This window comes from Pseudomonas sp. URMO17WK12:I9 (genome assembly GCF_900230165.1).
Lineage (GTDB): Bacteria > Pseudomonadota > Gammaproteobacteria > Pseudomonadales > Pseudomonadaceae > Aquipseudomonas > Aquipseudomonas fulva.
The window spans coordinates 193,460-219,460 of sequence record NZ_OCMQ01000003.1; the positions used below are offsets into that span (position 1 = coordinate 193,460).

General features: G+C 61.9%; 25 protein-coding genes. 13 read left to right on the top strand and 12 right to left on the bottom strand.

Features of this window, described 5'->3' with window-relative positions:
- Positions 1–476: 476 nt before the first annotated feature.
- The gene (gene cysS / locus CRP40_RS08550) at positions 477–1,859 is read right to left on the bottom strand and encodes a cysteine--tRNA ligase (protein WP_027915573.1); all 1,383 of its coding nucleotides are present in this window, start codon (positions 1,857–1,859) and stop codon (positions 477–479) included.
- 9 nt (positions 1,860–1,868) lie between these two features.
- Positions 1,869–3,572 carry a glutamine--tRNA ligase/YqeY domain fusion protein gene (locus tag CRP40_RS08555; RefSeq protein ID WP_027915572.1) on the bottom strand — a complete coding sequence of 568 codons (1,704 nt, stop codon included), beginning with the start codon at positions 3,570–3,572 and terminating at the stop codon, positions 1,869–1,871.
- A gap of 250 nt (positions 3,573–3,822) precedes the next feature.
- Here CRP40_RS08555 and CRP40_RS08560 point away from each other — a divergent pair, with 250 nt between their 5' ends.
- Positions 3,823–4,323, top strand: coding sequence for a peptidylprolyl isomerase (locus tag CRP40_RS08560; RefSeq protein ID WP_027915571.1), 501 nt, complete (start codon positions 3,823–3,825; stop codon positions 4,321–4,323).
- Positions 4,320–5,042 carry a UDP-2,3-diacylglucosamine diphosphatase gene (locus CRP40_RS08565; protein ID WP_027915570.1) on the top strand — a complete coding sequence of 241 codons (723 nt, stop codon included), beginning with the start codon at positions 4,320–4,322 and terminating at the stop codon, positions 5,040–5,042. The genes CRP40_RS08560 and CRP40_RS08565 overlap by 4 nt, the downstream gene beginning before the upstream one ends.
- A 142-nt stretch (positions 5,043–5,184) precedes the next feature.
- On the opposite strand, the gene CRP40_RS08570 is transcribed toward CRP40_RS08565, so the two are convergent.
- Entirely contained in the window at positions 5,185–7,437 is a 2,253-nt protein-coding gene (locus CRP40_RS08570) for an acylase (protein ID WP_239930211.1), read from the bottom strand.
- Positions 7,438–7,737: 300 nt separating this feature from the next.
- Here CRP40_RS08570 and CRP40_RS08575 point away from each other — a divergent pair, with 300 nt between their 5' ends.
- Positions 7,738–8,091, top strand: coding sequence for a fe2+ zn2+ uptake regulation protein (locus tag CRP40_RS08575; protein WP_027915568.1), 354 nt, complete (start codon positions 7,738–7,740; stop codon positions 8,089–8,091).
- A gap of 32 nt (positions 8,092–8,123) precedes the next feature.
- Here CRP40_RS08575 and CRP40_RS08580 read toward each other — a convergent pair whose 3' ends face one another.
- Positions 8,124–8,312: a hypothetical protein gene (locus tag CRP40_RS08580; protein WP_023533551.1), complete on the bottom strand. Its 189-nt coding sequence runs from the start codon at positions 8,310–8,312 to the stop codon at positions 8,124–8,126.
- Positions 8,313–8,460: 148 nt separating this feature from the next.
- On the opposite strand from CRP40_RS08580, the gene CRP40_RS08585 reads away from it, so the two are divergent.
- The 4 genes from CRP40_RS08585 to CRP40_RS08600 all read left to right on the top strand — a co-directional run bounded on the left by CRP40_RS08585 (position 8,461) and on the right by CRP40_RS08600 (position 10,875).
- The gene (locus CRP40_RS08585) at positions 8,461–8,919 is read left to right on the top strand and encodes a hypothetical protein (protein ID WP_027915567.1); all 459 of its coding nucleotides are present in this window, start codon (positions 8,461–8,463) and stop codon (positions 8,917–8,919) included.
- A 238-nt stretch (positions 8,920–9,157) separates the two neighbouring features.
- Positions 9,158–9,538 (top strand): Mor transcription activator family protein, encoded by a 381-nt coding sequence (locus CRP40_RS08590; protein WP_027915566.1) that lies wholly within the window; start codon positions 9,158–9,160, stop codon positions 9,536–9,538.
- A 58-nt stretch (positions 9,539–9,596) separates the two neighbouring features.
- A complete protein-coding gene (locus tag CRP40_RS08595; protein ID WP_027915565.1) occupies positions 9,597–10,232 on the top strand; it encodes a DUF2589 domain-containing protein in 636 nt (211 codons plus the stop codon).
- A gap of 85 nt (positions 10,233–10,317) precedes the next feature.
- Complete coding sequence (locus CRP40_RS08600) at positions 10,318–10,875, top strand: DUF2589 domain-containing protein (RefSeq protein WP_027915564.1); 558 nt, start codon at positions 10,318–10,320, stop codon at positions 10,873–10,875.
- 62 nt (positions 10,876–10,937) lie between these two features.
- On the opposite strand, the gene CRP40_RS08605 is transcribed toward CRP40_RS08600, so the two are convergent.
- Genes CRP40_RS08605 through CRP40_RS08615 form a run of 3 tightly spaced genes read right to left on the bottom strand, consistent with a single transcriptional unit; the run spans position 10,938 to position 17,051 of the window.
- The gene (locus CRP40_RS08605) at positions 10,938–14,612 is read right to left on the bottom strand and encodes a translocation/assembly module TamB domain-containing protein (protein WP_027915563.1); all 3,675 of its coding nucleotides are present in this window, start codon (positions 14,610–14,612) and stop codon (positions 10,938–10,940) included.
- Positions 14,609–16,351, bottom strand: coding sequence for an autotransporter assembly complex family protein (locus tag CRP40_RS08610; RefSeq protein ID WP_027915562.1), 1,743 nt, complete (start codon positions 16,349–16,351; stop codon positions 14,609–14,611). The genes CRP40_RS08605 and CRP40_RS08610 overlap by 4 nt, the downstream gene beginning before the upstream one ends.
- Positions 16,352–16,403: 52 nt before the next feature.
- A complete protein-coding gene (locus tag CRP40_RS08615) occupies positions 16,404–17,051 on the bottom strand; it encodes a GNAT family N-acetyltransferase (RefSeq protein ID WP_027915561.1) in 648 nt (215 codons plus the stop codon).
- Positions 17,052–17,207: 156 nt separating this feature from the next.
- Between CRP40_RS08615 and xthA the strand changes: the two genes are divergently transcribed.
- Positions 17,208–18,020 (top strand): exodeoxyribonuclease III, encoded by an 813-nt coding sequence (gene xthA, locus CRP40_RS08620; protein WP_023533543.1) that lies wholly within the window; start codon positions 17,208–17,210, stop codon positions 18,018–18,020.
- Positions 18,021–18,053: 33 nt separating this feature from the next.
- On the opposite strand, the gene CRP40_RS08625 is transcribed toward xthA, so the two are convergent.
- The gene (locus tag CRP40_RS08625; protein WP_027915560.1) at positions 18,054–18,803 is read right to left on the bottom strand and encodes an anti-sigma factor; all 750 of its coding nucleotides are present in this window, start codon (positions 18,801–18,803) and stop codon (positions 18,054–18,056) included.
- Entirely contained in the window at positions 18,800–19,321 is a 522-nt protein-coding gene (locus CRP40_RS08630; RefSeq protein ID WP_027915559.1) for a sigma-70 family RNA polymerase sigma factor, read from the bottom strand. Before CRP40_RS08630 ends, CRP40_RS08625 begins: the two co-directional genes overlap by 4 nt.
- Before the next feature lie 126 nt (positions 19,322–19,447).
- Here CRP40_RS08630 and CRP40_RS08635 point away from each other — a divergent pair, with 126 nt between their 5' ends.
- From CRP40_RS08635 to CRP40_RS08645, 3 genes are all read left to right on the top strand, one after another.
- Positions 19,448–20,500 carry a catalase family peroxidase gene (locus tag CRP40_RS08635; RefSeq protein WP_027915558.1) on the top strand — a complete coding sequence of 351 codons (1,053 nt, stop codon included), beginning with the start codon at positions 19,448–19,450 and terminating at the stop codon, positions 20,498–20,500.
- Entirely contained in the window at positions 20,497–21,024 is a 528-nt protein-coding gene (locus CRP40_RS08640; RefSeq protein ID WP_027915557.1) for a cytochrome b, read from the top strand. The genes CRP40_RS08635 and CRP40_RS08640 overlap by 4 nt, the downstream gene beginning before the upstream one ends.
- A gap of 139 nt (positions 21,025–21,163) precedes the next feature.
- Entirely contained in the window at positions 21,164–21,709 is a 546-nt protein-coding gene (locus CRP40_RS08645) for a cupin domain-containing protein (RefSeq protein ID WP_027915556.1), read from the top strand.
- Positions 21,710–21,759: 50 nt separating this feature from the next.
- Here the strand turns inward: CRP40_RS08645 and CRP40_RS08650 are convergent, their stop codons facing one another.
- Positions 21,760–22,752, bottom strand: a complete 993-nt coding sequence (locus CRP40_RS08650) for a bile acid:sodium symporter family protein (RefSeq protein ID WP_027915555.1) — start codon at positions 22,750–22,752, stop codon at positions 21,760–21,762.
- Between the two features lie 119 nt (positions 22,753–22,871).
- On the opposite strand from CRP40_RS08650, the gene ampC reads away from it, so the two are divergent.
- Positions 22,872–24,014, top strand: coding sequence for a class C beta-lactamase (gene ampC, locus CRP40_RS08655; RefSeq protein WP_027915554.1), 1,143 nt, complete (start codon positions 22,872–22,874; stop codon positions 24,012–24,014).
- A gap of 297 nt (positions 24,015–24,311) precedes the next feature.
- Positions 24,312–24,644, top strand: a complete 333-nt coding sequence (locus CRP40_RS08660; RefSeq protein WP_023533476.1) for a hypothetical protein — start codon at positions 24,312–24,314, stop codon at positions 24,642–24,644.
- A gap of 41 nt (positions 24,645–24,685) precedes the next feature.
- Here CRP40_RS08660 and CRP40_RS08665 read toward each other — a convergent pair whose 3' ends face one another.
- Positions 24,686–24,985: a hypothetical protein gene (locus tag CRP40_RS08665; RefSeq protein ID WP_027915553.1), complete on the bottom strand. Its 300-nt coding sequence runs from the start codon at positions 24,983–24,985 to the stop codon at positions 24,686–24,688.
- 129 nt (positions 24,986–25,114) lie between these two features.
- Positions 25,115–25,999, bottom strand: coding sequence for an EamA family transporter (locus CRP40_RS08670; protein WP_027915552.1), 885 nt, complete (start codon positions 25,997–25,999; stop codon positions 25,115–25,117).
- Between the last annotated feature and the right edge of the window lie 2 nt (positions 26,000–26,001).

Genomic DNA, 26,001 nt, shown 5'->3' on the forward strand with positions numbered 1-26,001 from the left:
AACTTCAAACTTCAAACTTCAAACTTCAAACTTCAAAGCGTGGGCGCATACAGCAAGTTGGTATTCATTGGCGCGGGTGGCGCACAGTCACCCTTCCGCCCTTACGGCGGCTCACTTTTTGTCTTGTCAAAAAGTAAGCAAAAACCGCCTGCTCCTATCATCCGGCCCCTACGCTACGCTCCGGGGTCCCCTCGCTCCGGGCTTGCTCCCGGGAGGACCGCGCTGCAGGCCCCATCCTGGGGCCCAGCGCTTGACAGGCATCCATGCCTGTCACCTCCCTCCGCAAGCCCTGCGCTCGGCCTCCTGAAGTCGCGATCTGCGGCGCCTGGACTACCGCGCGCTTAGAAGCAGAAGCAGAAACACGTAGCGGTAAGGACAAGGACAAGGACAAGGACAAGGGCGACTAGCTTGGCAATCTTGGAGTCGAGGCGCGCTAGACATGGGTTGCGAGCAACCCAATCAGCTCGCCCCCCAGATCAGTCCGCCAACCGCCAGGTCGTCCCGCCTTTGCTGTCTTCAAGCACCACACCCATGGCCGTCAACTGGTCACGGATGCGATCAGACTCGGCCCAGTTCTTGTCGGCCCGCGCCTGCAACCGCGCCTGGATCAAACCCTCGACCTGCGCTGCGTCCACCTTGCCTTCAGCGCCCGCACGCAGGAAGTCATCGGCCTCCAGCTGCAACACACCCAGCACGTCACCCAGCTCACGCAAACGCCCCGCCAAGCCTGCCGCTGCAGACACATCGCTCTCGCGCAGGCGGTTGATCTCGCGGACCAGATCGAACAACACGGCGCAGGCTTCCGGCGTACCGAAATCGTCGTTCATCGCAGCAGTGAAACGCTCGACGAAAGCATCCCCACCGCTGGCCGGGACACGGGGCAGGCCACGCAAGGCGTGGTAGAACCGCTCCAGTGCGCCCTTGGCATCACGCAGGCTGTCCTCCGAATAGTTGATCGCGCTGCGGTAGTGGCTCGCCACCAGCAGATAGCGCACCACTTCAGGGTGATACTTTTCCAGCACGTCACGAATGGTGAAGAAGTTGTTCAGCGACTTGGACATCTTCTCGCCGTTGATGCGAATCATGCCGCAGTGCATCCAGGCGTTGGCGTACGGCTTGCCGGTTGCAGCTTCGCTCTGGGCAATTTCGTTCTCGTGGTGCGGGAACTCAAGGTCGCTGCCGCCGCCATGGATGTCGAAACTCTCACCCAGGCAGCACGTGGACATCACCGAGCACTCGATGTGCCAACCAGGCCGGCCAGGCCCCCAGGGTGACTCCCAGCTGGGTTCGCCTGGCTTGACGCCCTTCCACAGTACGAAGTCCAACGGGTCCTGCTTGGCCTCGCCGACCTCGATCCGCGCACCAATGCGCAGGTCTTCGATCTTCTTGCGCGAGAGCTTGCCGTAACCCACGAACTTGCCGACGCGGTAGTACACGTCGCCGTTGCCAGGCGCATACGCATACCCTTTGTCGATCAAGGTCTGGATCATGGCATGCATGCCGGCAATGTGATCGGTGGCGCGCGGTTCCTGGTCCGGAGGTAGGATGTTGAGGCGGCGTTCGTCCTCATGCATCGCGTCGATCATACGGGCGGTGAGTGCGTCGAAGGTTTCTCCGTTCTCGTTGGCCCGGTTGATGATCTTGTCATCGATGTCGGTGATGTTGCGCACGTACGTCAGGTTGTAGCCGCTCTTGCGCAACCACCGGGTGGCCAAGTCGAAGGCCACCATGCTGCGACCATGGCCCAGGTGGCAGTAGTCGTAGACGGTCATGCCGCAGACGTACATGCGCACGTTGTTGCCGTCCAACGGTTTGAACGGCTCCTTGGTCTTGGTCAGTGTGTTGTAGATCGTGAGCACGATGGTTCCTCAGCTGCCCCAGGAGTCACGCAATGTGACGGTGCGGTTGAATACCGGGCGGCCCGGCTGACTGTCCTTGAGGTCAGCACAGAAATAGCCTTCGCGTTCGAACTGGAAGCGATCTTCTGGCTGCGCCTGGGCCAGCGAGGGCTCGGCACGGCAGCCGCTGAGCACTTGCAGCGAATCGGGGTTGATGTTGTCGAGGAAAGTGCCACCCTCCTCGGTCTTCTCAGGGTTCGCCGAACGGAACAACCGATCGTACAAGCGGACTTCGCACTCCACGCTGCCTTCGACCGGCACCCAGTGGATCACGCCCTTGACCTTGCGGCCTTCGGGGTTCTTGCCCAGGGTGTCGGGATCGTACGAGCAGCGCAGTTCGACGATGTTGCCATCGGCGTCCTTGATCGCCTCGTCGGCGCGGATGACGTAGCTACCGCGCAGGCGCACTTCGCCGTTGGGCTCAAGACGTTTGTAGCCCTTGGGCGGCTCTTCCATGAAGTCGTCACGGTCGATGTACAACTCGCGTGCGAACGGCAGCACGCGCACCCCCATGTCTTCCTTGGGGTGGCGCGGCAGCTCGAGCTGCTCGGTCTGGCCTTCGGGATAGTTGGTGATCACCACCTTCAAAGGGCGTAACACGCACATGGCGCGGGGTGCAGTGCGGTCCAGATCGTCGCGGATGCAGAACTCCAGCATGGACATGTCGACCACGCCGTCCGAGCGGTTGGTACCGATCATTTCGCAGAAGTTGCGGATCGATGCTGGTGTGTAGCCACGGCGGCGGAAGCCCGACAGCGTGGACATGCGCGGGTCGTCCCAGCCCTCGACGTGTTGCTCGTCCACCAGTTGCTTGAGCTTGCGCTTGGAGGTGATCGTGTAGTTGAGGTTAAGACGGCTGAACTCGTACTGGCGCGGATGCGCCGGCACCGGCAGGTTGTCCAGGAACCACTCGTACAGCGGCCGGTGACCTTCGAACTCCAGGGTGCAAATGGAGTGGGTGATGCCTTCGATGGCATCCGACTGGCCGTGCGTGAAGTCGTAGTTGGGGTAGATGCACCAGGTATCACCTGTTTGGTGATGGTGCGCATGGCGGATCCGGTAGAGGATCGGGTCCCGCAGGTTCATGTTGGGCGACGCCATGTCGATCTTGGCGCGCAGCACGCGCTCGCCGTCCTTGAACTCGCCGGCCTTCATGCGCGCGAACAGATCGAGGTTTTCCTCCACGCTGCGCTCGCGGAACGGGCTGTTCTTGCCTGGCTCCTTGAGGCTGCCGCGGTATTCCTTGGCCTGCTCCGGGGTGAGGTCGCACACGTAGGCTTTGCCCTGCTTGATCAGCTCGACGGCCCAGGCGTGCAGTTGGTCGAAGTAGCTGGAGGCATAGCGAACGTCACCGGCCCAGTCAAAGCCCAGCCACTTTACATCGCGTTGGATGGCATCGATGTATTCCTGGTCTTCCTTGGCAGGATTGGTGTCGTCAAAACGCAGGTGACAGACACCCCCGAACTCCTTGGCCAGGCCGAAATTGACGCAAATCGACTTGGCATGTCCGATGTGCAGGTAGCCGTTTGGCTCTGGCGGGAAGCGGGTGACGATGCTGGCGTGCTTGCCCGAGTCCAGGTCGGCCTGGATGATCGGCCGCAGGAAGTTCGCAGGGACAGCGGGGGCGCCTTTGGCAGCGGCGTTGGGCGCGTTGTCGGCAGTGGGCTTGCTCATAGGATCCTTGAATGCACGTAGCCGGCCTGGGTAGGCCGAATGAATCAAAGGGCCTATCATAGCCGAAGCAGTCAAGCTGCCGACAGTCGGGCTCCGCCAAACTGGCGTGTTTTATCACGCCTTTTTGCCGCAGCCTTGGCAAAATGGCGCAAGCGCGCCATGTGTCCCCAACACCTGATGCCGCGTCTGGTTAGTAATCAGCGCCCAGCGCATCCCAATTTCCGATTGCCTTGAAAAAGCGAGTTTCAGCATGTCCAAAGTCAAACTGAGCACCAACCACGGCGACATCGTCCTGCAACTGGACGCCGAGAAAGCGCCGCAGACGACCGCGAACTTCGTGCAGTACGTCAAGGAAGGCCACTACGACGGCACCGTTTTCCACCGTGTCATCAAAGGCTTCATGATTCAGGGCGGCGGCTTCAAAGCCGGCATGTCCCAGAAGAAAACCCGCGCCAGCATCCAGAACGAAGCCGACAACGGCCTGAAGAACAAGAAGTACAGCATCGCCATGGCGCGCACCATGGACCCGCACTCCGCCTCGGCGCAGTTCTTCATCAACGCCTCGGACAACGATTTCCTCAACCACAGTGGCAAGAACACTCAGGGCTGGGGCTACGCCGTGTTCGGCGAAGTGATCGAAGGCCGTGAAGTCGTCGACGCCATCGAGAAGGTTGCCACGGGCTCGAGTGCTGGCCACCAGGACGTACCCAAAGACGACGTGATCATCGAGAAAGCCGAGATCATTGAGTGATACTGCTGATCTCTGATCTGCACTTGCAAGAAGAACGCCCGGACATTACCCGGGCGTTTCTTGATCTGCTCGAAGGTCGTGCTCGCCAGGCCCAGGCACTGTACATACTGGGCGACTTTTTCGAAGCGTGGATCGGCGACGATGCCATGACCGCTTTCCAGCAGTCGATCTGCCAGGCCATGCGCCGACTCAGTGACAGCGGCACAGCGGTGTACCTGATGCACGGCAACCGCGACTTTCTGATTGGCCAGGCCTTTTGCGAGGCCGCAGGTTGCACCCTGCTGAGCGACCCCTGCGTGGTGGAGTTGGGAGCAGAACGGGTGCTGCTGATGCACGGCGATACCTTGTGCACCCGCGACGTGGGCTACATGAAAATGCGCCGGTTACTGCGCAACCCTGTAAGCCTCTGGTTGCTTCGGCACCTGCCGCTGTCAGTTCGGATGAAATTGGCACGCAAGCTGCGCAGCGAAAGCCGCGCACAGACGCAAATGAAGTCCACGGAGATCGTTGACGTCACGCCCGAGGAAGTGCCCAAGGTCATGGCAGCGCACCACGTGCGAACGCTGGTGCACGGCCACACCCATCGTCCGGCGATTCACAAGCTGATGGTGGACGGGGAGCCGGCCCGGCGCATCGTGCTGGGCGACTGGGACAAGCGGGCCTGGGCCTTGCAAGTGGACGCGCAAGGGTTTCAGCTGGCGCCGTTCGAGTTTCCCTGAGCGCTTGAGCGCTACCTGCTCGACAACGGGATAGCCCGCCTGAGCGCAGCATCAGGCGTCGGCCTGATGCTCATACGCAACGCGCGACGCTCACAGTCAAGGCATGCGGGAGACCAGCAAGGCTCGTCTCCCGTACCGACAATCACTGAACGCCTGGCCGCTCATCTCGCTCACGGATAATCATCGCCCGGTACGCCGGATCGGCCTTAATCTGCTTCTCTGTAAACGGCATATCATGCAGCTGACCAGCGGCGAACGCCTTGGTCTGATCACTGGCATGCGGCGAGGCCGCCTCGCTCGATTGGGAGAACGCCAGCAGACCGCGTGCCTTGGGGCCATCGTCGGTGAAGCTGACCAGCTGTAGGTAGCTGGTGCCGCTGACAACCAGACGCTTGCCCTGCCCCATCGGCACACTGTACATGGCGTTGTACACGCCAAGCGCCTGGGGGCCGCCCGGCACTGGCGTGCCATCATGGGCCTGTTGCACCTGCCCCCACCGCGCCATCGGGTCGATCCCCTCCTCGGCCACTTGACGGAGTGAGGCAAGCGCCGCCTGATGAACCACCTTGCTCACCGATGCCTGCTCCACCGCTAAACCACGCGGGGTATTCACGGGATCGTTGCGATCGAACGCTACTCGCCATACCTGCGGTTGTTGCTCAAGTGCATCGTAGATGTTTTGAAAGTGCACCAGCCCCATGTTGCTCTGCTGGTTGGCCTTGCCGTTCCAGCTGGCCAGGCTACGGCACACTGGCTCGACATCTGTGGGGGCACGCTTGCACCAGTTCAACAGATCCGGCAGCAACAAACGCGCAAGGTAGACTTCATCATCGGTCACCATGCGCTGCAGGTCGTCCACACCAAGCAGCGCCTTGCCTTGCAAACGTTCCAATGCGAAACGCCCGCGCATGCCCAGAGGCTGATCACTGCGGCTGACCAACGGGGAGTAGCCTGTCAGCGGCTGCGCAGGGTTGGTCATCCAGGCTGGATCATTGGAATTCTGGACGAAGTCATCGCGTTCCAGGCGCGGCATGAGTTCAGCCGGAACCGTACCGGGTTGGGCGGCGCGGCCGTCAACCTTCCAGTTACACAGGCTGCGGGAACCATCGAGCACGACCAACGGGCCTGCCTGTTCGCCCCCGCAGGCATCGAGCAATGCCTGGTCGACATAAGGCACCACCGACTGGTTCAGGTAGGTCGTCTTGCCACCTTCATCCACAGCGACGGTGTTGACCCATGGAATGCCATGCAGCTGCTCGACGGAACGCGTCAGCGCCGCCACGCTGTCAGCGCGATTGATCTGGTACCACTGCTGCAAGACGCGGGTGTTGTCGCTGTTGGCATCGCGCAGGCTGTAAGCCGTATGTCTGTCCCAATCCAACCGCCCTGGCCACCGGACGATCGGGCCAAATGACGAGCTGTACAGAACACGCTCAACTTTCTGCAATTGGCCATCGGCGGCCTTGACCATGATGCTGATGCTTTGACGGGTCAGCGGCAGCGACTTGCCGTCGAGCATGTATCGGGTTGGGTCCTTTGGATCGAGTTGCAGGCGAAACAGGGTGAAATGCCTGGACGTGTCGACGGTGTGGGTCCACGCAAGGTGGCGATTGAAGCCAATATTGACCATCGGCAAGCCTGGCAGCGCTGCGCCCATCACATCGAGCTCACCGGGGATGGTCAATTGCATCTGGTAGAACCGCATGCCTCCCACCCAAGGGAAATGCGGGTTGGCCAACAGCAAACCTCGGCCATTGAGCGAACGCTGGGCACCCACTGCAATGGCGTTGCTGCCGCGCTGGGTGGCAAAGCGTTGCTGCTGCTCCAACGCTTGCCCATAAGCGACGGCGGGTCGCTGGGCATCGTTCTGAGGCGGGTGCGCCCCGGCCAGGGCCTCGACGAACTGCCCGACCCCACCTTCTGCAAGTAACCGCCGGGTAAGCTTGACCAGGTCCTGGCTGGTGATGGCGCGCACCCACGTGCCATCTCCACATTCCGCAGGCAAGCCCTGTTGACGCCGCTCGGCCAGTGCTCGATTGAAACCACTGGCATAACCCGCCAGGAGGGCCTGGATGGCAGCGGGCTGTGCCTCCAGAAAGGCCTGCACCTGAGCCGGCGCGTTGAGCCACGTGAAGAACACATCGCTGGCCAGGTTCTCGCGCTGGTCCACGGTCTGGCCTTGGCTACCAAAATAGCGCGAGCGCTCACCACTGACCGTCAGCACCTGGTCAGCCAGCAAACAAAGGTTGTCCTGGGCATAGGCATAGCCAATGCCATAACCGAGCCCTCTTTCGTCTTTGGCCACGATATGCGGCACGCCATAGGTAGTGCGACGGATCTGGGCGCTGGCGTCTTGCGCTACGGTTTCGGCCTGTGCGGTCAAGGCCGCAACCATGAGCGCTGCGGCTAAACCGGCACAACGACTTGAGCGGATAAGTGGGGACACGGGCACTCCTCGAATACGGTTCATGCCGGTGAAACGAACGAACGTGGGTAGAGTTTAGGCGGCCTCCGCGCTCAGGCCTGGCACCAGCGCGCAGAGCCCAAGACATGACTGGAGAAGAGGCCGCTTGATCTGGAAACCCAACGAATGATCAAGTTTTTTCTGCTTTTGCATTGCAGATTACATGCGCTCATTCGTCTTATTCAAAGAGGCACCCATCGTTCGGATTCGTCCAAGAAAAGGAGCATTCACATGTACAACCCGCCAACTCCGATGCATGCCACGACGGGGCAGGACGCGCAGATCGACGAACGAACCGGCAACGAGCAGATACGCGAGTTGCTGCGCAGCTTCGGCCTGCGTACCAGCCTGATACGGCTGAAAGTGATAGACACCCTGCACGCGGCGCAGCGAAATGGAAGAAGCATTGGGGTGCGAGGTGTGCATGCGCAACTGGAGCAATTGGACATACCGCTGTCATTTCTCAGCGTACGAGAAGTGCTCAAGCGGTTATGCGCCGAAGGCGTGATTCAGCTAGGGGCCGACAAATGCTACAGCCTTGATCCGCATGCACGCGCCCTGTTGGAGCGGACTATTTCGCCCTGAGCAGCTGGGCCGGCCCACTGGCCCGGCAAGCATCAGCGCCTGACTTTGCGTCGTAGTATGCCGTTGATCACGACCACGACCACGGCAATGGCGATAGCCAGCATCTGGAAGGTCTGCTCGCTGATCGTACCGGCTTTTTGCAAGTGGGAAAGACCGATCATCAGCCCGAGGACTACCAGAATGATCAGGAGAGAATATTTCAGGCGCTGCACGTGTGTCATCAGGGTTCCTTGCTACATCCGGGACAGATGGCTTTGCTCAAGCCGCGCAGATGATACAACGTTCGCCCGCCCCGGCGCTGCATTTCCTGCTGCCTGGTAGCATCGCCAGCTGAAAACATACGGCTTCATCACACCTGTGGGGAGCCCCATGAACAAGCGCCTGACAACCCTCTTGCTGTGCCTGGTCGCCACGCCACTGCACGCTTTCACTACAACTGAAGTCCCTTGCGCAACACTGCTCGAGCTTGGGCACACGCTGAGCCAGCAAGCAGGGAGCAGCCAGTGGCAACAGTTGTGGCAACGGGTCCGAAAGGCTGGCTACCTGAGTCCTGACAACACCTCGTTGCGCTTCGAGGTGCCCTCCGCTGTATTGCCAGCACTTGCGCAGCAGACCCTGGCCGGGGCCGACCATGTACGGCCTGTGTCCCAGACCCAGGCGATCTACCGCCGGACCTTCGATGACCGGATTATCGGATCCCGTAAAGGGCAGCCCCTTCGCGCGCTCTGCGTGCAAGTGGACTGGAGGTCCGTGCCATCGGAGCTGCGAAGCCTTGAACAGGCGCGCGTGAGCAGCGCCAGTTTACTCAGTGCCTATCCCTGCGACTGAGGTGCTAGTACCCAAAATGCCATACGTTGCGCTCACCCCCTGACAACAGTCGATTCTCAAGCGCATACATGCTGTTTTCCTACACGGTGAGACTGCGCTGCCTGCATAAGCTAGTAACCGAAGCTACAACCCTCAGCCCTAATGGCGCCTAGCGGGCCCCGCCGGCTATCACTGAAAATCCAGCCACACCTCGACGTTATGCCGCTGGTGATCCCTACCATTTTCGAAGGAGCGTCATATGGAAACGCCAGACTTGAGCCACATCGACGTCAGCCAATTGCCGCAATCGTTACAGGCATTGATTGAGTGCATAGGCATAGAAAACGCGTACCAGCTGACCTGCGCGTTTGGCGGTAGGCCTAAGTACATTCCAAAGCACCGCGATCGTACCAAGCTTGCTGATGTGTTACCGGCTGAGGCACTCGACGCCCTGATCAAGCGCTTTGCAGGTGTCGCGCTCGAGATTCCCAAGGCTGATCATTTCGTCCGCCAACTGCGCAACCAACAGATTCAGAAAGAAAGCGCCAGCGGATTCTCGCGCAGCTTGTTGGCCAATAAGTACGGGCTGAGCCTGCGCCAGATCGGCAACATCCGCCGTCAGGATTTGCCATTGCGATAAGCGACGCTTTATCAACTCATACCCCCCCTCAACCTGAAACCTAAGAAGAGAACCCAGTATGTCTATAGATAACAGCTTAATCGGGTCTGTCATCAACGCCCTGCCCATGGACCGCATGATCGCAGGCCCATTGCAGGCCATGGTCCAAGCCCAGGTCACCGCCAGCAAATCCTACGCAGACTTCCTCATGCAAGTCTGCGTACAGGACGGCAAGGCGGTCGCCATTCAGTTCGATTACGACGAGACCATCGTCGACGAGCAGGGCCAATCAAAGGGCGTGGTCAAGAAGACGCTGCAAGTGCCGCTGATGGCGGCGATCACCCACCCCAACATCGCCATCGAAAACGGTACTGTCGAATTCGAGCTGGTCATCAACCAGATGTCCGAAGACACGTCGGCCAGGGATGTGAACGCAGAAGCCGCCGCCTCCTTGGGTTGGGGACCCTTCAAACTCAACGTCAAGGGCAGCGTAAGCCACAAGTCCTCGCAAACTCGCAAGACCGACACCCGGGCGCGGTACGCATTCAACACGACCCTCAAGCGCCAGGATCCACCGGAGGCAATGATGAGGGTGATCGACTTCCTCACGGAGGCCGCCACCAAGCCCGTTCTTGCAAAGGATGCCACGCAGCAAGAGCGCCCTTCGAATCCGCCATCTGAGGCTCAGGAAGAGCGCAATCGCCCAACGGCATGACCACCGTCGACGCACTCACGGCGTGACGCGACCTGTCCCCCTGAAGGTTCTTCAGGGGACCCACTTGGCCCAATGAGTCGACCCCATGGACAAGAGCCCCGCCCCCATGACCTCCATTGACCTGCGCGAAATCACTCGCGGCCTGCAGGAAGCTGCGAGCGCCGCCAACAGCATGATCGCGCAACAGTACATTGAACTGTTCGATCGTTTTTTCGACTGCAATCACCAAGAGCTGGGCGCACCGATGACCGCGAAGATGGTCGAGGTGGCCATGGATGGGCAACACTTGATGCGCGTGCCCCTTTTTGCGCTGGTTTCGCCCAAAGGGTTGGCGCTCGAACGGATGCAGGTCGACCTGTCGGTTCGCGTCCAGAATACCGAAGCACGCCGAGCTCTCACCCCAGCCGATGGAAACCGCTCGGCGAGTTTCAAGGTCACCATCGGCGGCCATGGCCGCCAAGGGGATAACCGCGATCCCGACGAAGTGCAGATCCGCATGCAGTTCCAGGCAAGCGAACCGCCCGAGGCTTTGAACCGGCTGATCGAGGAGTACACGAACTTGATCACCCCAGTTCGCGCCCCGGCTCCAGCGACACCCCCCGCGCCCACCAACGAGTTCATCGAGGCGGCGACGATCCGTTGATTCCGACACCATCTGCTCAGCCCGACCCTCGGCCAGGTCAGGCCGTCAACCTTGGGTGGCGACTAGAAGTCCCGTTTGTAGAAGACGTCCAGCGAGCTTGCCACTCCACTGGCAGCCTCGACATACACCTTCTTGCTGAGCTTGTAGCGCAGAGCGATGGTGTTCGCCGGCTCGAACACACCTACCCCATAGCGCAGGCTGAGTTTCTCGGTCAGGTTGCCACTGGCCACCACACTGGTAGTGTTGCCTGAACCCTCGGTATCGAGCTGGAAGTCGTCGATGCCCAGACGCGATGCCACATTCCCCGTGATCCCTGCGCTGCCAGCCAGTCCCAGGCCCAATGCGGCCTCGGCCAGCATGTTGTTGTCTTCACCCGATGCTCCCAACGGACGGCCAAGCACCAGGTAGGACAACGCTTGCTCCTGGCTCATGGCAGGCTCGGAGAACACCGTACTGGTCGGTTGCTCGGCGTTGCCGCTCAAGCGGATGCCGGCAATCACGTCATCAACCTGGCGGATCGCTTCGATGTCCAGGTAGGGCTGGTCGATCGGACCGGCAAACAGCAGCCTGGCGCGGCGGATGGTCAGCCGCTGGCCGTAGGCGCGGTAGCGACCATCGGCCAGGCTCAACTCGCCGCGCGTATCGAGATTGTCACCGATATGTACGTGCCCCAGCAGGTTGGCAGTCAGGCCGAAACCACTGAACGACAGCTTGCCTCGTCCTACCTCTACATCGATATCCATGGCCATGGCCATGGGCGGCTTGCCCTCCTCGGTCTGGTTGCCCACGATGACCGTGTCGTCGGAAACCTTGACCGTCGAGGGGGGCAGCTCGCGCACCGTGATCTTGCCGTTGGGCACCTGCACCTTGCCTGTGACTGCCAACTTGTCGTCGATCAGTTGCAAGGTAAGGTCCGGCGCCACCTCCAGGGTGGCATAGGGTTCGACCGTGACGGGCAACTGCTGCCCTTGCACGCGGATGTTCATCCCCAGCGCCTGGCCCCAGGTCAGGCTACCATCGACCTGGCCGCGCCCGGTGCTGCCGCTGCGCCAGGTGCCGGCAAGCTGCACCTGTTCACCCGCGATCCGGGCCTGGAGGCTGAGGTCCTGGAACTGGGTCGGCAGTTCGGCGCCGGTGATCTGGCCACCGCTCAAATTCACACTACCGTTGACTTGCGGCGCCAACAATGTGCCGGACAGCTGCCCGCTACCCTTGAGCTCCCCAGCCAGGTGCTCCACCATCGGCACGAAGGGACGGGCGACCGAAAGGTCGAGACCAGCCAGGTTGAAATCACCGGACAACGGCTTGTCCTTGCCCAGTGGGTCAATGCGCGTTGTGAGATTCAGCTGTCCCAGGCGCTCCCCACGGAATGCAAGACGCGTATCGATACGCCGCGGTGCCAAGGTGCTATCCAGTCGCAGGGTCTGGTAGGGGAAATCGACCCAGCGATTACCGTCATTGACGCGCAATGTGCCGCCACTGGCGTCCACTACCACCGTACCCTTCGGGCCGCTGGCGGGCAGGTCCAGGTTGATGTCGGCATTGAGCAGACCCTGCCATGCGAAATCCTTGGGCATCCACTGCGCCAGGCTGTCCAGCGGGAAGCGCTTGAGGTGGTACCGCAGGCGTGGCTCAGGCGCCAACCGTTGATCGTCACCACACAGACTGGCCTGCCCGGATCGCCAGCAATGGGCACCGAAATCCAGCTGACCGCTGGCCAGGCGCTGCAATTTGGCAGGCGCCTGCAATTGCCAGTCTTGTCCGCCAGCCTGTACCCGCCCAGTGGCCAGGCGGCCGCGCCAGTCACCATCGTCCAGTTGCCCGTCCAGCCCCACGTCCAACTTCAGCTGCGGGCCGTTCAACGCCAGCGTCAATGCTTGTCGTCGCATGTCGCCATTGCCGACCGCTTGCAGCGTACCGAGGTCGGTATCACCCGCCTGAATGCCCGTGACCTTCAAGTCGATATTGGCCCGTTGCCTGTCGTCCAGACGGGCCGACAGGTTCAGTTGCTGCAAGCGATTCTCGGCCTGGGCCAACCCGGTACCGCGCAGAGCCAGTGTGCCTTGCGGCGCCTGCAGGGTGCCGGCCACGTCCAGCTGCCCCTTGACCTGGCCCTGCAGCTCGGGCCACAGCTGCCCAAGGCGTGGCAGGTCGATGTCCACCTTGCCGGCCAGGCGCTGTTGCAGGCTGCCACTGCCGTTTATGCGGTTGTCGCCCAGTTGTACGCGCAAGGCTGCTAGGGTCCAGCGCTGCCCGGCCCCGTCCGCCTGAACGTTGAGTACAGCGGGTTGACCACGCAGGCGGCCCTTGAGGTCAAGCTGTGCGTCGAGCGACAGGTCATCGCCCTGCACCTGGCCTTTGCTGCGCAACGGCCCGGCCAATGTTCCAGGGAGTTCCGCAACCCAATAGGCCGGGTTCAACGCCGACAGTTGCAGGTCGACGTCCCAGGCGAGTGCTTGGGCGAAGCGTACGGCCACACGGCCAGTTGCCTTGCCTTGCCCCGCAGTGAGCGCCAGCGTTGGCAAGGTGACCTGCTCAAGGTCACCTTCGAAGGGGCTCGCCACCTTGAAAGCGCCGGCAGGCCCGTCCAGATCGCCATCGAAGCTGCCTTCATAGCGACCGTCGCGGTAGCGGACCTCTGCATTCAGGCGCTTGAGCGTCACCTCGGGTGGTGTATCCAATGGGTACAGGCGCAGCCAGGGGAAGTCCTGCCAAACCAATTGCGCGTCCGCTGCCAGGCCCTCCTGCCAGTCGACCTTGGCTTGCAGCTTCACCTGCTGGCTATCGCTTGCGTTGAGATCAAGGCCCTTGACCACGGCGCCCTTGCTGTCGACCACGCCGGACAAGGCCAGAGCGATGGGCGACTGCTCGGCTGGCAAGTTGGCAGAACCGGTCAATGCATAACCCGTCTCCAGGTTCCCATCGGCCAGCAGCACCAGGTCATCGAGCTGCAGGGTGTCGGGCAGTGCTTCCGACGGTTTGAACGCTTTGGACTGAATGCTCAAGCTGGCGGGCAGGTGTTCGGCCAACGCCTGGACCTTGCCTGCAAGAGTGGCATCCAGGTACCCACTGCTAGTGCCGGTCAGGTCAAGCGAGCGTTGCAATTGACCCGTGGCCTGCAATGCCAGTTGCCATGGCTGGTCACCCATGGCAGGGAGCTGCACCTGGGCCTGTAGCTGCACAGGCCAATCGCCTTGGGGCTTCACGTCACCTTGCAGGTCCAGCTTCAAATCGTCGCGGGTCAGATGCAGGCTGTCGATGCGCATGCCCTCACCGGTCCAGTGCGCAGCCAGTTGCAGATCACCAAGCAGGTCGCTGCCATCCAGACGCAATTGCCCGATCTGCACCTCGCCCAGTTCGATGGCAAGCGGCAAGTCCACTGTGGGCAATTGCAGCGGGCCGTCGTCACTGACGTCGGTCGAAGGGGCAAACGCCATGTCGATACGTTCTGCGTGCAGCTGATCGATGCACAAAGCCCCACGCAGCAGGCACGCCGGGGACCAGTTCAGCAAGGGCGCCTGCACCAGAACCTGGGTTTGCCCATCGACGTAGGAAAGACGAGTCGCTTGCCAAGTGCCCGCCAGCCGTCCTGCGAAGCCCTCTACGCTCAGCCCGGGAACCTTGCCCAGCGCCCACCGGCTGCCGCCCTCTGTGCCGATCAGCAACGCGATGGTCAGGGTCAGGATGCTCACGAGCCCCAACAGGCCCAGCAGCATGTATTTGATTACAGGTTTCAAAGCTCAGGCCCCATGGAAAAGTGCAGGCGGATGCCGCCGTCGTCGTCCAGGGCCTTGGCCAGGTCCAGGCGTAGCGGCCCTACCGGTGACACCCAGCGCACGCCGAAGCCGACGCCCGTCTTCAGGTTGGGCAATTCGAAGTCATTAAACGCATTGCCCTGGTCGACGAAGGTTGCCAGGCGCCATTTGTCCGTCAGGGAATACTGGTACTCGACGCTGCCCGCCACCAGGTAGCGACCACCGATGCGATCCCCATCGCTGTTTTTTGGCGACAGCGTCTGGTAGTCATAGCCGCGCACGCTCTGGTCGCCACCGGCGAAAAACCGCAGCGAAGGCGGAACGCTGTTCTGGAAACCGTTGGTGGCACTACCGCCAAACTGCACGCGGCCCAGTAGACGGTGATTCTGGCCTACCGTCGTAAGCCCTTTGAGCAACACGTTGCCGCGCAGCAGGTTCGTATCGGAGCCGACACCTTCCTTGGCCACTTGCGCTTCGAACTGCACGCGATAGCCATTGTGGGGGTCTATGCGGTTGTCGCTGCGCAGAAACGAATAGCTGATACCGGGCATCAGCAGGTTGCTCAGGCCCGCATCGTCCCCCAGCCGGTACTCTTCGCGTTGGTACTTGAGCGATATGACTCGCTGCCAGCCATTGGGCAGCTTGCTGTGCCATTCAGGGCCTACCGTCAACAGCTTGCTGAGGGTGTCGGTACCCGCCAGTTCCTCGTTCTGGTACCCCCCGGCAAAACGCAGTTTGTCCGTCAATGGTGGGTCCAACGGGATGTCGTACCACAACCCCACGTTTTGCCGCGGCGCCGACAGCTCCGCTTCCCAGCCATAGCTGTGCCCCTGAGGGTTGACCCAATGGCGAGTCCAGTTGGCCTTGCCGCGCGGACCGACGTCGGTGGAGTAGCCAAGGCCCAGGCCTAATGTACGGGGTTTGCGGGTTTCCAGGCGCACATCGACCGGAATGTTCTGGGCGACAGCGGCCGTGGGCGCGGCGTCTACGCGCACGCCCTCGAAGTAGCCGCTCGATTGCAAATCGTTGTTGAGTTCGGCAATCAGCTCCGAATCATAGGGTGTACCGGGCTTGAACGAGACCATACGCTGCAGCAGATCGTCGTCCAACGGCGTATCGCCACTGAAGGTGACCGCGCCCAAGCGGTACCGCGGCCCACTTTGGTAGACCAGATCGATATCGGCCACGCCAGCACGTGGATCGACGGCCAGGCGCTGCTGGCTGAAGCGGCCTGCGAAGAAGCCATAACGTGAGGCCTGGTTCTGAATGACACGCTTGGCATCTTCATAGACGCCGTGGTTCAGTGGCTGGCCAGCGCGAAGGGCGCCGCCGGAAGGCACCCTGAAGGCGGTCATGTCACTGGCCGGCCCCTCGACGCGCACGGTTACGTTGCGCAGGCGAATCGGCTCGCCAGGCACGATGTTCACCACCAATCGCGGTGAACCGTCATCACCGCTAGGCGGCTTGACGTCGGTGCTTATCTGGGCCTGGTAGTAGCCCAGCGCCTGGGCCGCTTTGCGCGCCTGCTCCTCGGCCCCGCGACTGAAACGCAGCAGCGCTTGCTCGTCGCGGTCACCCAAGCTACCGATATAGCCCTCGACATTGGCCTTGAGCGCCTTGTTGGCCGGTTTGACCGTCACCACCAATTCGCTCTGGCCCCATGCAGCAAAGCTAACGGCCCAGATCACCAGGCCCCAGCGAACTCTTCCTGAATATGTCATCCCGCGCATGCTACCAGACCAACAGTGTAAAAGAAGCCAACCCAAACGCCATTCACGCCAATGGCTCACCGGCCTGAGCGTTGTCATACATCAAGACGCGTTGGCGTACTGTCCCAATGGCGACCTCACCGGTCTCGACAAAGCCTTGGGTGTGATAAAACGCCACGTGTTCGTCATTGCCCGTGTCGACGACGATGCCTTGGGCATCTCCATCATTTCTGCACCAGTGTTGTACCGCATGTAACAACTGGGTCGGATACACCTGGCCTTGTAGCACTGGCAACACACCCAGCAGCGGTAACACGTGCACCTGATCGGTAGGCCGGCACGTCGAGACGGCCGCCTGGTAAGCCATGAAGCGCCGGGTGGCACGCACCCCTGCGCCAACCATCATGCGCAAACGCCAGGCCCAACTGTCTGCCACACCCAGACGCCGCAGGGGCGGGACGATCAGCGCGACGCCGATCAGACGATCGTCGAGTAGCAGGCCGACGGCGGGCAGCTGCAGGTAAAAATGCTGGCGGACCCACTCGCGCAGCAGTGTGCGCAGGCGCCGCTCATAACCGGGGCGATGCGCTTCGAGCAGATAAGCGAAGGTTGGGTCGTCCCGGTAGACGGTGTACAGCAGTGCCCGGGTTTCGCGGCGGTAACCGGAATCGAGCAGGCAAACGCGGGCCTCGGCGGCAGGGGCTTGATACATGGAGGGGAACCTTCTGGGCTGGCTGATAGGCCTTGGAGGCACAATGCCGCCCATCGTTCACCTTGGCGCTGCACCAGTGGCGCCTACGCGCCACCATGCTGGTGATCAACGCCGATGTCGGCTAGCATCGCGCCTTTTTACCGGGATCGTCTCTGCATGAAGATCGTCTGTTTCAACATCAACGGCCTGCGGGCGCGCCCACACCAGTTGGCCGCCCTGGTCGAAAAGCACCAGCCGGACATCATCGGCCTGCAGGAAACCAAGGTCAGCGACGATCAGTTTCCGCTAGCCGAGGTCCAGGCCCTGGGCTATCACGTGCATTACCACGGGCAAAAGGGCCACTACGGTGTCGCCCTGCTGTCGCGCCAGGCACCCTTGAGCCTTCACAAGGGGTTCGCAACGGACGAAGAAGACGCTCAGCGCCGTTTCATCTGGGGCACCTTCGCCGACCACCAAGGCAACCCCATTACCGTCATGAACGGCTATTTCCCGCAGGGCGAAAGCCGTGACCACCCCACCAAGTTTCCGGCCAAGCAGCGTTTCTACGCCGACCTGCAAGCACTGCTCGAAGGCCAGTTTCGCAATGACCAACCCGTGCTGGTGATGGGCGACATGAACATATCGCCAGAAGACTGCGACATCGGTATCGGCCCAGACAATGCCAAGCGCTGGCTCAGGACCGGCAAATGCAGCTTCCTGCCAGAGGAGCGTGAGTGGATGGAGCGCTTGAAAGGCTGGGGCCTGGTAGACAGCTTCCGGCATCTGCACCCGGGTGTCGACGACCGCTTCAGCTGGTTCGACTACCGCAGCCGTGGCTTCGAAGACGCGCCCAAGCGCGGCCTGCGCATCGACCTGATCATGGCCTCGGCAAGCCTGGTCCCGAGGATCAAGGCTGCGGGAGTGGATTACGAACTGCGCGCGATGGAGAAACCGTCGGACCATGCGCCCATCTGGCTAGAGCTCAGCTAAGCCAGCCTGGGCGCGCACGGGGTCTCGTCCGGCTCACAACGTCGTGCGCAAGGCCTCCCCGATGCCGACACCCCGGCCATCATCGGCGGCGCTGACCAGGGCGAAATTGTACGCACCATGGGACCAGTACCGGGCCTGAAGCTGACCATCGATGCGCTGCCCTTGCGGCATGCGCCGGAAGTGCTTGCCGGGTGAGCGCAGGAACAGGCTGATCCTGCGCCCCACCCCATCTTCGAACACCACCAGCGCCGCCGGCCCTTGCTCGTTACTGAGCAGTCGGGCGCCCACGGGGGTGAACCCGTAGCCTGCCAGGTCAGGCAGTTGCCCCACCTGATCAAAGTGCGCTTGCAGCCAAGTGCGCAATTGATCGGAATCACGCGCCTGGATGTCCAGCGCCTGGCTGTCGGCGAACAAGCGGTGAGCCTGCACGGCATCAGCCATGGGTTTTACGTCAGCAAGGCTGGCATCGCGCGCCTGCCACCCACCGAGCCCGCCTACGCCCAAGGCCACTACGATCGCGGCAGCACTTGCCCAGCGACGCTGCAGGCGGTGTCGCGCCTGTCGCCGCAGCTGATCCCGATCAACCAGCGTGCTCGCCCGCGGCTGCGCAAGGCCCGCCAGGCCCGTACGCAATTGGCGCGCATCGGCGAGCCAGCCTTCAACGCGTTGCGCAGCCTGGGGATGGCTGGCCAGCCAGGCCTGGACTTCGGCGCGGCGCACCGGGTCCAGGCGGTCATCGACGTAGGCATGAAGCTCTTCTTCACTAGGCATAAGACGTGTCATTTCAATCTCCGCAAGGCCGGTGGTCGAGGGCTGTCCTCGGTCAATGCGCGCAGGGCATCGCGCGCGCGCGACAGGCGTGACATGACAGTACCGATGGGAATGCCCAACGTCTGGGCAGCCTCCTTGTAACTCAGACCTTCAACGCTCACCAGCAACAGCAAGGCACGTTGCTCGGTCTTGAGTCGGCCGAATGCCTGCAAATCCGCCTGGGCCAGCACGATGTCCTCAAGATTGTCGCCAGCCACTTCTTCGGCCGCGCTGCTGCTGGCGAACCAGGAGAGCCAGCGGGCGTGCAGGCGTTCTCGCCGTTTGCCATCCAGAAACAGGCGATAAAGGATGGTGAACAGCCAGGCGCGCAGGGCATCGGGATCCTGATGCTGCTGACGCCGGCTCAAGGCACGCTCGACCGTGGCCTGCACAAGGTCATCGGCACTCCCCGCCTCGCGAGTCAGCCAGATGGCGAAGCGGCGCAGTCGGGCCAGCAGCGCTCGCCATTGTTGGTCGTCCAAGTCCTGCATGGAAAGTATCCGGGCAATGATGGGGCAGTGTAGGGAACAGACGCGCTGGAGAAAAAGTTATTCCCACCCGAGGAATAACTTTTTCAGTGCAGCGTCGTACTGGCACCTTTCGTGAAATCAACGGGACTGACCATGAACCAACCTTTGCAGGGCCAGGCCAAGGCCTGGCGTCTTGCGGCAATCGGCGCGTTAATGCTGGCTGCCGGTGCGGGCTTTGCCTACAGCGCCGGCTGGCTTGGCACCTCCGCGCTCACACCACAGCGCATCATCGATACGTTCGAGGCCCAGGCTGGGCATTACCCGGGTTATCGCAAGAACCACTCCAAAGGCCTGTGCGTGAGCGGCTATTTCCAGGCCAGCGGGCAAGCGGCAAGCTTGTCGACGGCACGGGCGTTCACCCAGGCGCGCGTGCCGGTGATAGGCCGCCTGGCCATTGGCGGTGCCAACCCGTTCGCGCCTGACACCGGCATCCCCGTGCGCAGCCTGGCAATCGAGCTCTCCACCGATGACGGGCAAGTCTGGAGGACCGGCATGAACAATCCGCCCGTACTGGCAGTGAGTACGGCCGAGGCGTTCTACGAGCAGGTGCTGGCCAACACCCCGGACCCGGCGACGCGCAAGCCGGACCCTGCCAAGGTACAGGCCTTCTTTGCAACCCACCCCGAAAGCGCCGCGTTTCGGCAATGGGCCGCCAGCTACAAGCCCAGCGACAGTTTCGCCAACACCCAGTACCACAGCATCAATGCATTCAAGTTGATCGATGCCGACGGCAATGCCCACCCGGTGCGCTGGCAGCTTGAACCGCTCACGCCCTACACCGCGTTGCCGGCGCAGGTAGACGACCCCCTGTTTCTGCAACATGACCTGCAGCGACGGCTGGCGCAGGGGCCCTTGCGCTGGACCCTGCGTTTGGTACTTGCCGAGCCGGATGACGCCATCGACGACCCCGCCAAACCCTGGCCTGCGAACCGGCGCAGCGTCAACGCAGGCACGTTGGTGCTTGAACAGGTCGACGCACCGGAACAGGGTGCCTGCCGCGACCTCAACTTCGATCCCTTGATCCTGCCCCGCGGCATCGAACCTACCGCCGACCCTATACTCGCGGCCCGTTCAGCGGCCTATTCCGAATCGTTCAACCGTCGTAGCCGCGAGTCCTTGAGCACTGGAGCCCGACCATGAAACCCACCGTCTTTCATCCCGTCGCCCGCGTGCTGCACTGGTCGATGGCGATTCTGATCCTGGCCATGCTCTTCATCGGGGTAAGCATGGTCACGGACCTGTCGGTCCGTCATCCAGTGCTGGTCAGTTTGCACAAGGGCACAGGGCTGGCGCTGCTGGTACTGGTGATAGCGCGCATCATCGTGCGTCTGAGTATTCCCCATCCGCCCCTGCCCCAGGACCTGCCAGCTGTCCAGCGCCTGGCTGCGGGCGCTTCGCATCTGCTTCTGTACGGCCTCATGCTTGCCATGCCCTTGCTGGGGTGGGCCATGCTCTCGGCCGGCGGGTACCCTCGCCCGCTCGACCTGCCGGCGATCGCGCCTCATGACGTGCAGCTGTATGCCGTGCTGCGCCAGGCGCATGGCTGGGCGGGTTACCTGTTGTTTGCCACGGTACTGGTACACGTGGGCGCTGCGCTGATGCACGCCTGGGTTCGCCGTGACGGGGTGCTGCGCAGCATGTGGCCAGGCCCGAGAGCGGAATAAGGGCGCCGTATCTCGCCTGGCGATGACCCATCCGGCATCGCCAACGGCCTGCACTGGCAAACCGCAGCGCGCAAGGCTTGAGAGTATGTTTTAATGCGCCTCGCTCATTATTCTTGACACCTCTTATCACAAGGCGGCTATGGACACGGGGACGCGACTCAAACTAGTGCGTGAACGCAACAACCTCTCGCAGCGAGAGCTGGCGCGCCGCAGCGGGCTCACCAACTCGACCATTTCGCAGATCGAGCAGAATCGCGTCAGTCCTTCAGTCAGCTCCTTGAAAAAGCTGCTGGAGGGCATTCCGATGAGCCTGGCAGAGTTTTTCAGCTTCGATGAACCCGTGCGTGAGGAGCGATTTGTGTTCCGGGCAGGCGAGCAGCCCGACTTGGGTCGCAACGGGTTGCGCATGCTGCTGGTGGGTGCCAGCGTCGAGGGCCGGCAAATGCGTATGCTGCGCGAGCTTTATGCCCCAGGAGCCGACTCGGGCGAGCCCATCGTGCACGCCGAGGGTGAAGAGTGCGGGCTCGTCACCCGAGGCACCGTCGAGCTGTGGGTCGATGGCCAAGTCAGCGTGCTCAATGCCGGTGACGGCTACTACATCCCAACCACGCTGCCCCACAGTTTCAAGAATATTGGCCAGGACGAAGCGGAGATCATCAGCGCCAATACCCCCGCGAACTTCTGATTCAGGCGCCGTGATGGTTGCAGCCCAGGTCGGCTGCAACCATCACCGGTTCATCGGACCGTTGGCACCTCGATATCATCCTGCTCGCGGCTCGCGTAATGTTGCGCCAGCACGGCGCAGACCATCAGCTGGATCTGGTGGAACAGCATCAGTGGCAGGATCATTGCGCCAATGCCGCTCCCGACGAACAACACCTGCGCCATCGGCACCCCGGTTGCCAGGCTCTTCTTCGAGCCTGCGAACAGGATGGTGATTCGGTCTTCCAGGTTGAAGCCAAACACTTTGCCCAGCAAGCTCGTCCCCACCAACACCACGGTCAGCAGGATGCCGCAGACGGCGAACAGGCCTGCCAGGTGCTGCGGCGAAACGGTGTGCCATAAGCCTGTGACCACCGCTTCGCTGAAGGCGGTGTAGACCACCAGCAGAATCGAGCCCTGGTCGACGATCTTCAGCCAGCGCGCATTGCGCTTGACCCAGGCACCAATCCAGCGGCGGGCGAGCTGCCCGGCCACGAACGGCACCAGCAACTGCAAGGTGATCTTGAGCACTGCGTCCAGACCTGAGCCGGTGTCTCCGCTGGCGCCCAGCAACAACATCACCAGCACTGGGGTCAGGAATATGCCCAGCAGGCTGGAGGCGGCTGCGCTGCAGATGGCCGCCGGCACGTTACCCCGCGCCAGCGAGGTGAACGCAATGGCCGACTGGACGGTGGCAGGCAACGCGCAGAGGTACAGCACCCCCAAGTAAAGCTCATCTCCCACCAGTGGCAGGAACAGCGGCTTGAACGCCATGCCCAGCAGTGGAAACAGCACAAACGTGCAGGAAAACACCAGCAGATGGAGGCGCCAATGCCCCGCCCCAGCGATGATTGCCTCCCGCGAGAGCTTGGCCCCATGCAGGAAGAACAACAAACCGATCGCCAGGTTGGTGAGCCAGCCGAAATACACAGCCCCCTGACCTGAGCAAGGCAGCACGGTGGCAATCGCCACCACGGCCAGCAACGCCAGGGTGAAGTTGTCGAACAGCATGCGCAGATACTTCATCACAGTTCCGTTCCGTCTTGTCTTTGGGCAAGCACGGAGGATAAGGTTTTGCGTCCCCAGGCGCTAACGCCGGAACCCCTGCCGGTATCGCGCAACGGACACTCAGCCAAGGAACTTCAATGATCTGCTCCCGCTCCGTCTATATTGCGGTCGCCCTCATGCTCGGCGCACCCTGGTCATCCGCCTACGCCAATGATCCGCTGCGAATTAAAGTCGACACCGTCATCGGCCCCCTGATGCAGGCCGAGGGCATCAGCGGCATGGCCGTCGCGCTGTATGCCCATGGCCACGCTCATTACTTCAGCTACGGCGTCGCCAGCCGCGACAGCGGCGTGCCCGTTAGCCGCGACACCCTGTTCGAAATCGGCTCGCTGAGCAAGACATTCACCGCCACGTTGGTAGCCGTGGCCAATGCCGAAGGCCAGCTCGCCCTCGACGCCCCTGCCAAACGCTATCACCCGGCCCTGGGGGGTACTCCCATGGGGGACGCCACCGTGCAGGACCTGGGCACCTACAGCGCTGACTGCTTGCCCTTGCAGTTCCCCGACACCGTGAACTCCCCCCAGCAAATCGTGACGTTCTTGCGGCAATGGCAGCCCAAAGGCACGCCGGGTGCCCAACGGTGTTACTCCAACCCGAGCCTGGGCCTGTTCGGCGACCTGGCCGCCCGTGCCCAGCATCAACCGTTTGCCACCTTGCTTGAGCAAAACGTGCTCAAGCCCATGGGCCTGCACAGTACCTACCTGGATGTGCCCAGCGATGCACGTAGCCTGTATGCCCAAGGCTACGATGCCAGCGACAAGCCTGTGCGCGTGAACCCTGGCCCTTACGCGCAACAAGCCTACGGCATCAAGACCAGTGCCAGCGACCTGCTGCGCTACGTGCGCTTGAACATGCAGCCCGACGATCTGCCCGCGCCCTTGGCCCGCGCCGTCCTCATCACCCGCAATGGCTACGCCCAGATCGGTGAGATGACACAAGGCCTGGGCTGGGAGCGTTATGCGTACCCCGTCACATTGCGCACCCTCCTCACCGGCAATGGTCCGCAGATGATACGAGGCCCCCAGCCGGCACAACGGCTGCAGCCGCCAGCCGCTCCGTTGGCGGCAGCATGGTACAACAAGACCGGCTCCACCAACGGTTTCGGTTCATATGCAGCGTTCGTCCCATCAGAAGGGTTGGCCATCGTGCTTCTGGCCAACCGCAACTACCCCAACGAAGCCCGGGTCCGCGCGGCATTCGAGATTCTTTCAGGGCTCTGAAACCAAGGATTGTCGGACAACTCTACGAAAATGTAGTGAGCAAAAATAATCACTACAAAACGGTTGACGCCGTTCATCGCGCTTGTGCATGATGAGGCCGTCTCCCTGATCGGGAGCCGTGGCAAGGGTGTTCCAGGCCGCCTGCGCGGTAACGCAGGCGGCCCGTGGAGAGGGAACTGTCCAAAAGGCAGCGTGAGAAAGCCCCTGTTGCAAAGCTGCAGTAGCAGCCTTGGAAACGCGCTACATCGCGATAGCGCCAACTGTGAAAATCACCTGAAACTGGGTAATGGGGGCTTTATGATGAACTTGAACGACAATCCGACCATCGATCAATTGGCCAAGCTGTTCGCCACGCGCAAGGACAGCCTTGATGACCATCTGCTGTGGGTGAGCCAAAGCGGCGAAGTGCGCCTGGACCGCTTGCCACCCAACACGATCGAAGATGAATTCCAGGAGCACCTGCCAAGCATGCGTGCGCGCTTCAAGGCCTACCGCCGAGGCCAGGGCTATGTAGGCAAGAAGGCGGCTGCCGATACCGAGTTCGTCGGCCGTGTCTTGCAAACCCTGCAACAGCAATGGCCAGAGGCGCGTACGCAACATGCCGTGAAGGTGATCGAAGCGCAGTACTGACCCTCACGCGGTCTCAAGCCCGGCCACCGCGCCGGGCTTTTTCATGCGCGCCTTTTTGCCTTATGGGGTAACGGCGTGGCGCCCGTGGCCAATGCCCGAGCGCGCTCCACACCCCACACCAGCGCGCGGGTCATGGTTTCGCCGCAGCGGGCGGGATAATACTCCTCCACCAGAGCCTGCCCGTCGCGAGCGTAAAGGCCAAGAAACAGTTGAGTTGCGCCTTGCCTGGACAGGCGCACCTGCACATCGAGGGTCGTGCCGTCGCTGAGCGCCTCGTCGTGGCAGCGGCTGTGCAGTTGTGCATCGGCCCACTGCCAATAGATTTCGTCCCTGACTCGCATCGTTTGCGGTCCTCCCTACCAAAACGTAGCCAGGGAAGCATATCCGTGCCTGCTGGGCGACTGTAACCGACCAACAACATGAGCCTGGTCAATCAAAACTCGAAAAAAACGGGTAGCGCCCGCAGTTACTCAGGCCCTCGCGGCCCTGAGCCGCTGGCCGAGTCGGGCACCAAACACGTTCACCAGCAAACCACACATGACCAGCAAGGCACCCCAACCCTGGGTTTCGGTCAGGCGCTCACCCAGCAGCAGTGCCGACGAACTCAGGCCTACCACAGGCACCAATAGCGAAAAAGGCGCGACCTTGCCAGCCGGATGGCGCGACAACAGCGTGCTCCAGAGGCTGTAGCCCAGGATGGTGGCGACGAATGCCAGGTATGCCAGCGCGGCAATCGAGTGCCAGCCGATGTGCGTGAGCGCCTGGCTGATGCGTTCAGGCCCCTCCAGCCAGCCAGAGAGCAGCAGAAAGGGCAGCGGAGGGATCAAGCCGCCCCAGATGACCAATGCCACCAGGTCAATCGATCCGAAGCGGCGGGTAATGATGTTGCCCAAGCCCCACATCGCCCCGCCACACAAGGTCAATATCAGCGCGAGCGTGGGAACATGGCTGCCGTCTTCACTGCCGATCAGCGCCAGTCCACCAGCGGCCACCAGCAGCCCGAGCACACTGGCCACGCGCAAGCGCTCGCCCAGAAACAGCGCGGCGAAGCCCAGGGTGAAGAAGGCCTGGGACTGCAGGACCAATGAAGCCAGCCCCGGTGGCATGCCGCTGGCCATGGCCTGGAACAGAAATGCGAACTGCCCCAGGGAGATGGTCGCACCGTACGCGATCAGCCAACGCCAAGGCAGGTTTGGCCGCTTGATGAAGAACACTGCAGGGAATGCCACAAGGAGAAAACGCAGCGCCCCCAGCAACATGGGCGGCAACCCATCGAGCCCGACCTTGATCACCACGAAGTTGACGCCCCAGGCGATGATTACCACCAGAGCGATGAGCAGGTCCTTGAGCGGCATTG